Here is a 12,415-nt window from a genome sequence, read left to right on the forward strand (position 1 = left end):
GTCACCGGCGGGGCACAATCCACCTCGCCGTGATCCGCGGCACGACGACGGCGTCGTGCGCGACCGGTCGGGGAGGTCCAGGTGTGGTCGCGGTCGGGGACGACGGCCCTCGGGGCCGTGCTGGCCGGTGCGCTGCTGGCGCTGGCCGTGCTGGCGGCCCCCGGGACGGCGGCGGCGGCACCCAGCGACCAGCCCGGCGGCACCACGGGCGTCCTGGACAGCGCCGAGCTCACCGCGCTGCAGGACCAGGCCGCCGACGTCCAGGGCGACCTCCAGGAGCGGCAGGCCACCGTCACCGCCGCCCAGGACCGCCTGGCCTCGGCGCAGCAGGTGGCCGACGCCGCCGCGGCCGAGGTCGCCGCCGCCGACACGGTGCTCACCCAGCAGCAGGTCGCGGTGTCCCGGTACGCCTCGGCGGTCTACCGGGACGGCGGCGCCCCCACGGCGCTGTCCCTCCTGCTGGCCGGCGGCGACCCCGGCGACGTGGTCTCCGCGCTCGGCTACCTCGACGTCATCGACACCGGCACCGACGCCGTCCTGCAGGCCGCCGAGGACCGGCGCCAGCAGGCGCTGGCGCAGCAGGCCTCGGCCGACGCCGCGCTGTCGGACAGCCGGACCGAGGCCGACGCGGTGGCCGCCCAGGTGGGCGAGCTGGAGGCGGCGGCCGCCTCGGTGACCAGCCGCCTGGACGAGGCCCTGGGCGTGGTCGACCGGCAGCTGGCCCAGCTGCAGGCCGAGCAGCTGCAGGTGAACGCCGACACCGCCGCCGCGTGGCAGGGCTACGTCGACCAGCTCGCCGCGGCCGGGGTGCTCCCGCCGCCGGCGGCCGCGCTGCGCGACCCGGTCGCCGGGCTGCCGGCCGGGCTGGTGCCGGTGGGCGGCTCGACCGGGGCCGCCCAGCCCGGCGCGGCCCAGCTGCCCCGCCAGCCCACCTCCCTGCTGGTGCTGCCGGCCGAGACCGTCGCCGCCGTCAGCGCGGCCATGACCGACCTCGGGCTGCCGTTCGCCCCCGGGACCGCCGGCCCGGAGTCCTTCGACTGCGGGTCGCTGGTGCAGACCGCCTACGCCGCGGCCGGGATCGCGGTGCCGGGCACCCAGGGCGAGCTGTTCGCCACCACCTCGCCGGTGGCGCCGGTGGACGTGCTGCCCGGCGACCTGGTGTTCCTGGGGTCGGCGGAGTCCGGGCTGTCGCACGTGGGCATCGCGCTGGACCCGCAGACCATGCTGGCCGCCGACGGCCGGGCCGGCGCCGTGGTGGTCCGCGGCCTGCCGGCCGACCAGGTGCTGGGCATCGGCCGGCCGAGCCTGGCCCTGCGCGCCCCGGTCGCCGTGCCGGGCCCCACCGGGGGAGCGCTGGCCGTGGAGTGCGGCAACACGGTCTACCCGGCCACCTACGACGGCAGCCGCTCGTGGGGCGGCTACCCCAACGGGCTGATCCCGCCGTCGGCCCTGTGCCCGCTGGGCGCCGCCGGGCACGCGCTGCGCTGCGACGCGGCCGCGGCCTACCGGGCGATGTCCGCGGCCTTCGCGGGTGCCTTCGGCCCGGCGCTGTGCATCACCGACTCCTACCGCAGCTACGCCAGCCAGGTGACCCTCTACGGGCAGAAGCCGGCGCTGGCCGCGGTCCCGGGCACCAGCAACCACGGCTGGGGGCTGGCCGTGGACCTGTGCGGCGGGGTCGAGTCCTACGGCACCGCCCAGTACGCCTGGATGGTGGCCAACGCCGGCCGCTTCGGCTTCATCCACCCCACCTGGGCCGACCCGGGCAACGGGCGCGAGGAGCCCTGGCACTGGGAGTACGCGGGCAGCTGACCCCGGTGCGCGGGGTCGGTCGGCCGGAATTGTCGGTGGTCGCTCCTAGCGTCCGCGGCGACGGACCGACCGGGTCCGCCGACGTGCCCCGTCCAGCTGCCAGGAGGCCCGACGTGCTCATCGACTGCGACACCTGCACCGTCCGCGGGGAGGGCTGCGGCGACTGCGTGGTCAGCGTGCTGCTCGGTGCCCCGCCGGGGTTCCGGGGGAGTGCCCCGACCGTGGTGCCGCTGGGCCGCCGGCCGCTGCGGCCGACCCAGCCCGCGCTCCCCGGCCTGGGGGCCGCGCTCGGCGACGCCCTCGTGTCCGGGCCGACCCGGCAGGGCCGGGTGCTGGAGTTCGACGACGTCGAGCGCCGCGCCCTGTTCGTCCTGGCGGAGATGGGGTTGGTCCCGCCGCTGCGGCACCAGGCCCCGCCGACCCGCGAGGTCGGCTGACCCGGCGACACGCCGCTGGCCGGCCCGACCCAGCGGATCATGCCAAAACCACACGGGTGGGATTAGCAGATCAGGCACGCATGAATCCGGTTGTGACTCTTCGTTTCGATCCGATCACGCCCGTAGCGTTCGTGGTGACCGGTCGAGCCCGCACCACCTGTCCCCAGGGTGGTCTCGGCCGGGGTGCAGGAGCACTCGCGCATCGTGGTCGTCCCCACCTGGTCCCACCCCTCCCCGGCCACGGCCGCCCGAGCCTGGTCCGCCCGCGGGCTGGTCCTGGTCGGTGCCGCCGGCCTGGTGCTGGCCCTGGCGCCCGGTGCGGCGGTGGCCGCACCCGCGCAGGCCGGCAGCCCCGCGGAGGCGACCCAGCTGGTGGCCGACGCGACCCACCAGCTCGAGGTGGTCACCGAGCAGGTCAACGACGCCCAGGTGCAGCTCGCCGAGCAGCAGGCCGCCGCGACCGCAGCGGCGGACTCCGTCACCGCTGCGCAGGCCCAGCTGCAGAGCCTGGGCGCGCAGATGGACGAGGTGGCCGTCAGCGCCTACACCGGCAACCCCTCCAGCTTCGCCGCGCTGCTGACCAGCAGCTCGCCCGAGGACTTCCTGGCCCAGGTCAGCACGCTGGACGTCATCGCCGGCCACACCGACGACCTGCTCACCCAGGTGTCGGCCGCCGCGCAGGTCGCCGCCGACGCCCAGGCCGCGGCCGACGCCGCCGGCGCCCAGGCGCAGCAGACCCTCGACCAGGTCACCGCCCAGCAGACCGAGCTGCAGCAGCAGATCGCCACCTACCAGGCCCAGTACGCCGCGCTGACCACCGCGCAGCAGGCCGAGGTCGTCCAGGCCACCAGCGGCCCCGAGGTCACCCCGCCGGCCGCCGTGGTCGCCGACAGCGATGCCGCGCAGGCCGTGGTCGACGCCGCGATGGCCCAGCGCGGGGACCCCTACGTGTGGGGTGCCGGCGGGCCCGGCAGCTTCGACTGCTCCGGCCTGACCGCCTACGCCTACGCCGCGGCCGGCATCTCCCTGCCGCACTCCAGCGCCGCCCAGGCCCGGATGGGGTCCGCGGTCTCCCGCGCCGACCTGCAGGCCGGCGACCTCGTCTACTTCTACTCGCCGGTCAGCCACATCGGCATCTACCTCGGCAACGGGATGATGGTGCACGCGCCCACGTCCGGTGACGTGGTCAAGGTGTCCAGCGTCGACATGTCCGGCTACGCGGGGGCCCGCCGCCTGCTCTGAGCCGCCGGCGGCCGCGGCCAAGGTCCGGCTCGTACGGTGTACCGGTGACCCCCCGTCGGCTCGCGCTGCTGACGGCGCTCGCGCTCGGTCTGGCCCTCGTCGTGGTGCTGTGGCTGCGGATCCCGTGGGCGGCGACCCCGCAGGTCAGCGACCCGACCGGCGGTCTGACCACCGACCAGCTGGACCGGGCGGACTCCTTCGCCGCGGCCCTGCGCCCGGCGTCGGTCGCCAACCTGCTGCTGGGCCTGGTGGTCAGCGGGGTGCTGGGGCTCACCCGCACCGGCGCCCGCTGGGTGACCGCGGTGGCCCGGCCGCTCGGTGGGGGGTGGTTCTGGCAGGTGGTGCTGGGCACCGTCGTCCTCACCGCGGCGGGCCGGGTGGTGACGCTGCCCCTGGCCGCCTACGGCGAGGTGGTGCGGCACCGCTTCGGGCTGTCCACCCGCAGCTGGCCGCTGTGGGCCCGCGACGTGGCCGTGGACACCGGCATCACCGCGGGGCTGACCGCCCTCGGGCTGGTGCTGCTGGTCGCGGTGGCCCGGCGGGCCCCGCGGACCTGGTGGGCGTGGGTCGGCGTCGGGGCGGCCGGGCTGGTGGTGGCCGGGTCGTTCCTCTACCCGGTGGTCATCGAGCCGGCGTTCAACGACTTCACCTCCCTGCCGGCCGGCCCGCTGCGCACCGACCTGCTCGACCTCGCGGCCGCCAACGGGACCCCGGTGCAGGACGTCCTGGTGGCCGACGCCAGCCGGCGGACCACCGCGCTGAACGCCTACGTCTCCGGGTTCGGGTCGACCCGCCGGATCGTCGTCTACGACACGTTGCTCGACCAGCTGCCCGACGACCAGATCGAGTCGATCGCCGCGCACGAGCTCGGCCACGTGGCCACCGACGACGTCCTGACCGGCACCCTCGTCGGCGCGCTGGGCGCCGGGGCCGGGGTGGCGCTGCTGGGCTGGCTGCTGGGCTCGGCACCGCTGCTGCGGCGGGCCGGCGCGGAGGGCCCCGGTGACCCGCGGGTCGTCCCGCTGGTCCTGTTGCTGGTCGCGGTGGGCACGCTGCTGTCCACGCCGGTGCAGAACGGGGTGTCCCGTCAGCTCGAGGCCCGGGCCGACCAGCACTCCCTGGACCTCGCCGAGGACCCCGACGCGTTCGCCGCGGTCATGCGCCGGCTGGCGGTGGCCAACCTGAACCAGCCCGACCCGCCGGCGGCCTGGCAGTGGTTCTTCGGGTCGCACCCCACCACCGCCCAGCGGGTGGCCGCCGCCCAGGAGTGGTCGCGCTGACCCGGACCCTGGTCGTCACCAACGACTTCCCGCCGCGGCAGGGCGGCATCCAGACCTTCGTCGCGGCCCTGCTCGACCGGCTCCCGCCCGAGGACCTGGTGGTGCTCGCCTCGACCTCCCCGGGGGCGGCCGAGCACGACGCCGGCCTGCCCTACCGGGTGGTGCGGCTGCCCACGGCGATGCTGCTGCCCACCCCGCGCACCGCGCGGGTGGCCGCCGGCCTCGTGCGCGAGCACCGGGCCGGGACGGTCGTGTTCGGCGCAGCCGCACCGCTGGGCCTGCTGGCCCCCGGCCTGCACCGGGCGGGCGTGCGGCGCAGCCTCGGGATCACCCACGGCCACGAGACCGGGTGGGTGGCGCTGCCGGTGGGCCGCCAGCTGCTGCAGCGCATCGCCGGCGGGGTCGACGTGCTGACCTACATCTCCGAGTTCACCCGGGGCCGGCTGGCACCGGCGCTGGGCGACCGCACCGCACTGCGCCAGCTGTCCCCGGGCGTGGACGTCTCCCGTTTCCACCCCGGTGCCGACGGCGCCGCGGTGCGCGACCGGTACGGCCTGGGCGATGCCCCGGTGGTCGTCTGCGTCTCCCGGCTGGTCCGGCGGAAGGGTCAGGACGTCCTGGTCGAGGGCTGGCCCCGGGTGCTGGCCCGGCACCCCGCTGCGCGCCTGCTGCTGGTGGGCGGGGGACCCGACGAGGCCCGGCTGCGCAGCCGGGTCACCGAGCTGGGGCTGTCGGCGTCGGTGCAGCTGACCGGTCCGGTGCCGCCGGCCTCGCTGCCCGAGCACTACGCCGCCGGCGACGTCTTCGCCATGCCCTGCCGCACCCGCCGCGCCGGGCTGGACGTGGAGGGCCTGGGGATGGTCTACCTGGAGGCGGCCGCGTGCGGGCGCCCGGTGGTCGCCGGCACCTCGGGCGGGGCCCCGGAGGCGGTGCAGGACGGCGTCACCGGCCACGTGGTGGACCCGCGGTCACCCACCGCCGTGGCCGCCGCGGTCACCGGCCTGCTCGACGACCCGGCCCGGGCGGCCGCCATGGGGGCGGCCGGCCGGGCGTGGGTCGAGCAGCGCTGGTCCTGGGACACCATCGGCGCCTCGTTCGCCGCGCTGCTCGACCCCGACGGGGCTGGGTCCGCCTAGGCGCTGGCCTTCGCGTACAGCGCCTCGACCTCGTCGGCGTACTCCTTCATCACCACGTTGCGCTTGAGCTTCAGGCTCGGGGTCAGCGTGCCGTTGGCCTCGGTGAAGTCGATGCCGAGCACCCGGAACTTGCGGATGGACTCCGCGTGCGACACGGCCTTGTTCGCCCGGGTGACCGCGGCGTCGAGCTCGGCCAGCACGTCCGGGTCGTCGCGCAGCTGCTCGGCCGTCAGCGAGGCGTCCTTGCCGTGCGCCTTCAGCCAGCCCGGCAGGGCCTCCTCGTCGAGGGTGATCAGCGCCGCGATGAAGGGCTTCTGGTCGCCGACCACGATGCACTGGCTGACCAGCGCGTGCGAGCGCACCGAGTCCTCCAGCACCGCGGGGGCCACGTTCTTGCCGCCGGCGGTCACCAGGATCTCCTTCTTGCGCCCGGTGATCTTCAGGAAGCCCTGGCTGTCGAGCTCGCCGATGTCGCCGGTGTGGAACCAGCCCTCGGCGTCGATGGCCTCGGCCGTGGCCTTCTCGTTCTTCCAGTACCCGCGCATGACGACCCCGCCGCGCAGCAGCACCTCGCCGTCCTCGGCGATGGCCGCGTCGGTGCCCGGCAGCGGCCGCCCGACGGTGCCCATCTTGAACGCGGCGTCGTGGTTGACCGCGGCCGCGGCGGTGGTCTCGGTGAGGCCGTAGCCCTCGTAGACGGTGACGCCGACACCGCGGAAGAAGTGGCCCAGGCGGTCGCCCAGCGGTGCGCCACCGGAGATGGCACCCACGCAGCGGCCGCCCAGCGCGGCCCGGATCTTGCCGTAGACCAGGACGTCGAACAGCTTGTGCAGGGCCTTGAGCTGCAGCGAGGCACCGCCGGTGTCCTGCGCGCGGGACCAGTCGATGGCCGTCTGGGCGGCCTTGTCGAAGATCTTGCCCTTGCCGCCCTCGTCGGCGGTGGCCTTGGCCTGGTTGAAGACCTTCTCGAAGACCCGGGGGACGGCGAGCACGAACGTGGGCCGGAAGCGGCCGAGGTCGCCCACCAGGTCCTTCACGTCCGGGGTGTGGCCGATGACGGTGCGGGTGCGGACGGCGCCGACCTGCAGCACCCGGGCCAGCACGTGGGCCAGGGGGATGAACAGCAGCAACGACCCGTCCATGTTCATGAACCGGCCGAGCAGGGTCATCCCGTTGCCGATCTCGAACAGGAAGTTCGCGTGCGTCAGCTCGCAGCCCTTGGGCCGGCCGGTGGTGCCGCTGGTGTAGATCAGGGTCGCCAGGCTGTCCGGGGACAGGCTGGCGCGGCGGGCCTCGAGCTCGCTGTCGGGGACCTCGTCGCCGGCCGCGGACAGGGTGCCGACCGCGTCGTCGTCGATCACCCACATCGGGCCCAGGTCGGGCGCCTGGTCGCGCACGGAGTCGACGGCCGAGGCGTGCGAGGAGCTCTCGACCACCAGCGCCCGGGCCCCGGAGTCGCTCAGGATCCAGCCGATCTGGTCGGCCGAGGACGTCTCGTAGATCGGGACGACGACGGCGCCGGCGGTCCAGATCGCGAAGTCCAGCACCGTCCACTCGTAGCGGGTCTTGGCCAGCAGGCCGACCCGGTCACCGGCCTGCACCCCACCGGCCACCAGGCCCTTGGCCACGGCGCGCACCTGCTCGGCGAACTCCGCGTAGGTCACGTCGACCCAGGCGCCGTCGACCTGCCGGCGGAGGCCGACCTGCGACCCCGCCTCGGCGGCGTTGAGCGCCACCATGTCGGGCAGTGCCTCGTCGGGTCCCACCGAGTAGGTGGGGGGAACGCTCAGCTCGCGCACGCCGGTCCTCTCCTCCCCGCGCGGAGGGGCCAGCCTCGTCGCCGGCCTGCGGACGCGGGATCGTGGTCCACCAATCTAGCGGGCCCCACTACTGGTGAGTAGGTGACCTGCACCGGGGGACGGCCGCGGGGCCCGGCGACTACCCTGCGCGCATGGCCGACCAGTCCACCCAGTCCATCGTGATCGACGCGCCGGCGTCCGCCGTGATGGCCGTGATCGCCGACTTCCCGGCGTACCCGGAGTGGGTCTCGGCCGCCAAGACGGTGGAGGTCCTGCGCACCGGCCCCGACGGGCGGGCGGAGCAGGTCCACTTCGTGCTCGACGCCGGTGCGGTCAAGGACGACTACGTGCTGGCCTACACCTGGGAGGGCGACCGGCGGGTCAGCTGGACCCTGGTGCAGGGCCAGATGCAGAAGCGCCAGGACGGCAGCTACACCCTGGTCGAGAGCGGCGGCGGCACCGAGGTGACCTACGCGATCAGCATCGACCTGTCGATCCCGATGCTGGGCATGATCAAGCGCAAGGCGGAGAAGGTCATCCTGGACACCGCGCTCAAGGAGCTCAAGAAGCGCGTCGAGGCCTGACCGGCCGGTGCGCACCCTCCTCGTCACCGGCCCCGGTGGGGCCGGCTCCTCCACCGTCGCCGCGGCCACCGCGCTGGCCGCCGCGCGGGCCGGGCACCGGACCCGGCTGCTGACCGCCGGCGCGCCCGCCGTGGCCGGGCTGGCCGACGAGGTCGCCGTGCAGGTGGTGGCCCCCGGCCCGGCCGTCGAGGCGGCGTGGGCGGGCCACGCCGACCAGCTCGCCGCGCTGGTCCCGGCGCTGGGTCTGCCGCCGGCCTCGTCGGTGGTGCCGCTCCCCGGTGCCGGGGAGGTCGCGCTGCTCGTGGAGCTCGGCCGGGTGGCCGCGGCCGGCGGCACCGACGTGCTGGTCGTGGACGCCGGACCGGTGGACCGGGCGACCGCCCTGCTCGGGCTGCCGGCCGCGCTGCGCTGGTGGTCCGCGCAGCTCGCCCCGCCGCGGCTGCGGGTGCTGGCCGCCGTCCGGTCCGCGGCCGGTCGGGGCCGCCCGGGCGTGCTCGAGGCCGCCCTCGCGGCGCTGACGGCCACCGAGGCGCTGGTGGACCGGGTGCCCGACGTCGAGGTGCACCTCGTGCTGCCGCCGGACCCGCGCGCGCTGCCGGCGCTGCGCGGCTCCGCCGCCGGGGTCGGCCTGCTGGGCCGGCCGCTGGCCGCGGCCACCCTCGCCCGGGTGCTGCCCGGGGGCGCGGGGGAGTGGGCGGCCGCGCGGGCCGCAGCCCAGGACCAGGTGCGCGCCGAGCTGCACGGCACCGGCTTCCCCGTCGGGGAGCTCGCCGAGGCACCCCGCCCGCCCGCCGACGTCGACGCCCTGACCGCGCTGGGCGTCGGTCTGCCGGACCTGCCCGCGGCACCGGCCGGGCCCTCCTCGCGGCGCGAGGGCACCGGCTGGGTGCTGGACGTCCCGCTGCCCGGCGCCGGTCGCGGGGAGGTCGAGCTGACCCGGTGGGGCGACGAGCTGGTGGTCGGCGTGGCCGGCGTGCGCCGGTCGCTGCCGCTGGACTCGTTGCTGCGCCGGTGCGCGGTCACCTCGGCCTCGGTGCGCGACCCCGGGACGCCGGCCGCCGCCCTCGCCGTGCGCTTCGTCACCGACCCCGCGCAGTGGCCGGCCGACCTGCTGGCCGCCGAGGACGTCCGGGCCGGGGCGTCGCGGTGACCGACCCGACGTCCGCCCTGGGCGACCAGCTGCGCGGGCTGGCCGAGGGCCTGAACGGGTTCCTGGGCACGGTCACCGCCGAGCTGGGCGAGGACCACTCCGCCGAGTGCCGGACCTGCCCGCTGTGCACCGCCCTGGCCGTGCTCCGCGGCCAGCGGCCGGACCTGTCCGACGCCCTGGCCGACCTGCTGTCCACCGCGGCGACGGCCCTGCGCGGGCTCGCCCGCCCGGCACCCGGTGACGACCCCCCGGCCGCGGACGACGCGGCCCCCGAACCCGAACCGGCCCCCCGGCCGGCTCCCGTGCAGCACATCGAGGTGGCATGAGCTCCCCGCAGGACCTCCCGGCCCTGGGCATCGACATCGGCGGCACCAAGGTGGCCGGCGGCGTCGTCCAGCCCGACGGCACGATCACCGACACCGCCCGCCGCGCCACCCCCGGCAAGTCCGTCCGCGCCACCGAGGACGCCATCGCGGCGGTCGTCGACGAGCTCGCCGAGCGGCACGGCGGACCGCTGGTCGGCGTCGGGGTCGGCGCGGCCGGCTGGTTCGACCGCACCGGCGACACCGTGCTGTTCTCCCCGCACCTGGCCTGGCGCAACCAGCCGCTGCGCCAGGACCTCGCGCAGCGGCTGCAGCGCCCGCTGTGGGTGGGCAACGACGCCGACGCCGCGGCCTGGGCCGAGTACCGGTACGGCGCGGCGCAGGGCTCGGACCTGGCCGTGATGATCACGCTGGGCACCGGGATCGGCGGCGGCATGGTCATCGACGGCCGGCTGCAGCGCGGCGCGCACGGCGTGGCCGGCGAGTGGGGCCACATGCGGGTCGTTCCCGACGGCCGGCTCTGCGCCTGCGGCAACCGGGGCTGCTGGGAGCAGTACGCGTCGGGCAACGCCCTGGGCCTCACCGCGCGCGAGGTGGCGACCAGCTCCCCGGCGGCCGCCGCGCTGCTGCTCGAGCGGGTGGGCGGCCGGGCCGAGCGGCTGACCGGCGAGGACGTGGCCACCGCGGCGAAGGCCGGCGACCCGCTGGCGCTGGAGCTGCTCGCCGAGGTCGGCACCTGGCTGGGTCAGGGCATCGCGGACATGGCGGCGATCCTGGACCCCGACGTGGTGGTCATCGGCGGCGGCGTCAGCGTGCTGGGCGAGATGGTGCTGGGCCCGGCCCGGGAGCGGCTCGAGCGGGCGCTGCCCGGCCGCGGCTTCCGGCCCGGCCCGACCGTCGTCGGCGCCCAGCTCGGCGCCCAGGCCGGCCTGGTCGGCGCCGCCGACCTCGTCCGGCTGGCCGTCGCCGAGGGCACGGCCTAGCCGGAGGGAGAGACCGGCTAGACGACGGCCCCGTCGCCGTCGTCGTCGGACCGGTCGCGCATCCGGGACACCAGGACGGCGACCCCGCCGACGACGGCCAGGACGCCGATCACGATGCCGACGTCCAGGCTCAGCCCGAGCGTGCCCGGGGTGACGATGCAGACCGCCCCGGCGAGGATCAGCAGCAGCGCGTACAGCGACGCGGGGGCCAGCACCGGCAGCGGCGGCGGGGCCGGGGGCTCGAAGTGCTCGTCGGGCCGGTCCAGCACCGGGACCTCGGCCGGGGGCGGCGGGGGGTCGTCGCGGGGCTGCTCGACGACCGGCGGGGTGACCGGCAGGGTGGCCGGCGGGGGAGCAGACGCGTCGGCCGGCGGCTCGACGGGCAGGTCGGTGGGCCCGGTGGCGGCCTCCTCGGCCTCCCAGGCGGCGACGATGCGGGCGAACTCGGCGTCGGTGGCGGCGTCGTCCTCGGCCCGGTCGGTCCGCCGGCGGCGGGGGGTCGGCGCGGCCGGCAGGTGCTCGTCGGCGTGCGTGTCGACCAGCGTCCGGGCGTCGGCCCGGCGGGCGCGGTCGACGAAGAGCCGGTCGGTGGGCGGCGACGGCAGGAACTGGGTCCGGGTGTAGGGGCCGACGTCGGTGGAGGGCGCCAGGTAGGCGGCGATGCCCTCCTCGCGCAGCACGTCCAGCAGGTGCTCGCCGACCCGGGGGTCGACGTCGCGGAGGGGATGCCACAGCGCGGCCTGCAGGCCGTTGTCCCGACGCCCGCGCCGAGCGTTCATCCTGGCCTCCCGTGCACGGTGTGGAGCCTCGTCGGCCCCCGGCCGGTTGTCCAGGGGGAGGGTCGTCCGGCCCCCCGATTGTGACCTGGCACCCTCGCTCCCTAGTCTGGGCGTCGCTGAGGGAGGCGTGTTGTTCTACTGGTTCCTCAAGAACGTCGCGATCGGGCCGATCGTCCGTCTGGTGTTCCGTCCGCAGGTGACCGGTGCGTCGAACGTGCCGCGCCGTGGCGCGGCGGTGCTGGCGAGCAACCACCTGGCCGCCTCGGACTGGATCTTCATGCCGCTGATGCTCAAGCGCCGGGTGACCTTCCTGGCGAAGGCCGAGTACTTCACCGCGCCGGGCATCAAGGGCGCGCTGCAGCGGGTGTTCTTCGCCGGCAGCGGCCAGGTGCCGATCGACCGGACCAGCGCCGACGCCGCCGAGGCCGCGCTGTCCACCGGCATCCGCATCCTGCGCGAGGGCAACGTGCTGGGCATCTACCCCGAAGGCACCCGCTCGCCCGACGGCCGGCTGTTCCGGGGCAAGACCGGTGTGGCCCGGATGACGCTGGAGACCGGCTGCCCGGTGGTGCCGGTGGCGATGGTCCCCGGCCGCAGCTTCCGCTTCCTGGGCAAGAAGCTCACCCGGGTGGACGTCGTGGTGGGGGAGCCGCTGGACTTCTCCCGCTACGAGGGCATGAGCGGCGACCGGTTCGTCGAGCGCTCGATCACCGACGAGATCATGTACGAGATCATGCTGCTGTCGGGCCAGGAGTACGTCGACCTGTACGGGGCCAAGGTCAAGAAGTCGATGGACTCCACCGGATCCAGCGCCGTCGAGGTCGTCGGCAAGCTGCAGCCGCCGCCGCACGAGGCCGCCGACCGCCTGCCGAGCAGCCTCGCCGGCTAGG

At 76.1% G+C, this 12,415-nt stretch carries 12 protein-coding genes; 10 read left to right on the top strand and 2 right to left on the bottom strand.

From position 1 onward, the window contains the following. Positions 1 to 81 precede the first annotated feature (81 nt). The 5 genes from UXQ13_RS03910 (at position 82) to UXQ13_RS03930 (ending at position 5,907) form a co-directional block, all read left to right on the top strand. Complete coding sequence (locus UXQ13_RS03910) at positions 82 to 1,812, top strand: D-alanyl-D-alanine carboxypeptidase family protein (protein ID WP_336391842.1); 1,731 nt, start codon at positions 82 to 84, stop codon at positions 1,810 to 1,812. Between the two features lie 113 nt (positions 1,813 to 1,925). After that, complete coding sequence (locus tag UXQ13_RS03915) at positions 1,926 to 2,249, top strand: hypothetical protein (RefSeq protein WP_318249953.1); 324 nt, start codon at positions 1,926 to 1,928, stop codon at positions 2,247 to 2,249. Positions 2,250 to 2,432: 183 nt separating this feature from the next. Next, positions 2,433 to 3,491 carry a C40 family peptidase gene (locus tag UXQ13_RS03920; RefSeq protein ID WP_225232044.1) on the top strand — a complete coding sequence of 353 codons (1,059 nt, stop codon included), beginning with the start codon at positions 2,433 to 2,435 and terminating at the stop codon, positions 3,489 to 3,491. Between the two features lie 44 nt (positions 3,492 to 3,535). Continuing rightward, on the top strand, positions 3,536 to 4,771 hold the full coding sequence (locus UXQ13_RS03925; RefSeq protein WP_225232043.1) for a M48 family metallopeptidase: 1,236 nt from the start codon (positions 3,536 to 3,538) through the stop codon (positions 4,769 to 4,771). After that, a complete protein-coding gene (locus tag UXQ13_RS03930; RefSeq protein ID WP_318249952.1) occupies positions 4,759 to 5,907 on the top strand; it encodes a glycosyltransferase family 4 protein in 1,149 nt (382 codons plus the stop codon). The genes UXQ13_RS03925 and UXQ13_RS03930 overlap by 13 nt, the downstream gene beginning before the upstream one ends. On the opposite strand, the gene UXQ13_RS03935 is transcribed toward UXQ13_RS03930, so the two are convergent. Continuing rightward, positions 5,904 to 7,706, bottom strand: a complete 1,803-nt coding sequence (locus tag UXQ13_RS03935) for an AMP-dependent synthetase/ligase (RefSeq protein ID WP_225232042.1) — start codon at positions 7,704 to 7,706, stop codon at positions 5,904 to 5,906. The genes UXQ13_RS03930 and UXQ13_RS03935 overlap by 4 nt on opposite strands. Before the next feature lie 152 nt (positions 7,707 to 7,858). On the opposite strand from UXQ13_RS03935, the gene UXQ13_RS03940 reads away from it, so the two are divergent. From UXQ13_RS03940 to UXQ13_RS03955, 4 genes are read left to right on the top strand one after another with little or no spacing between them, the layout of a single operon-like run. Beyond that, positions 7,859 to 8,290, top strand: a complete 432-nt coding sequence (locus tag UXQ13_RS03940) for an SRPBCC family protein (RefSeq protein WP_336391843.1) — start codon at positions 7,859 to 7,861, stop codon at positions 8,288 to 8,290. Positions 8,291 to 8,297: 7 nt separating this feature from the next. Then, positions 8,298 to 9,440, top strand: a complete 1,143-nt coding sequence (locus UXQ13_RS03945; protein ID WP_225232040.1) for an ArsA family ATPase — start codon at positions 8,298 to 8,300, stop codon at positions 9,438 to 9,440. Then, positions 9,437 to 9,766 (top strand): hypothetical protein, encoded by a 330-nt coding sequence (locus UXQ13_RS03950; protein ID WP_336391844.1) that lies wholly within the window; start codon positions 9,437 to 9,439, stop codon positions 9,764 to 9,766. Before UXQ13_RS03945 ends, UXQ13_RS03950 begins: the two co-directional genes overlap by 4 nt. Next, positions 9,763 to 10,746, top strand: coding sequence for an ROK family glucokinase (locus tag UXQ13_RS03955; protein ID WP_225231741.1), 984 nt, complete (start codon positions 9,763 to 9,765; stop codon positions 10,744 to 10,746). The genes UXQ13_RS03950 and UXQ13_RS03955 overlap by 4 nt, the downstream gene beginning before the upstream one ends. A gap of 17 nt (positions 10,747 to 10,763) precedes the next feature. On the opposite strand, the gene UXQ13_RS03960 is transcribed toward UXQ13_RS03955, so the two are convergent. Beyond that, positions 10,764 to 11,525 (bottom strand): hypothetical protein, encoded by a 762-nt coding sequence (locus UXQ13_RS03960; protein ID WP_336391845.1) that lies wholly within the window; start codon positions 11,523 to 11,525, stop codon positions 10,764 to 10,766. A 127-nt stretch (positions 11,526 to 11,652) separates the two neighbouring features. Between UXQ13_RS03960 and UXQ13_RS03965 the strand changes: the two genes are divergently transcribed. Continuing rightward, the gene (locus UXQ13_RS03965) at positions 11,653 to 12,414 is read left to right on the top strand and encodes a lysophospholipid acyltransferase family protein (protein ID WP_225232039.1); all 762 of its coding nucleotides are present in this window, start codon (positions 11,653 to 11,655) and stop codon (positions 12,412 to 12,414) included. Position 12,415: the final 1 nt, after the last annotated feature.

The sequence above is a fragment of the Klenkia terrae genome, assembly GCF_037083865.1.
Classification (GTDB): domain Bacteria; phylum Actinomycetota; class Actinomycetes; order Mycobacteriales; family Geodermatophilaceae; genus Klenkia; species Klenkia terrae.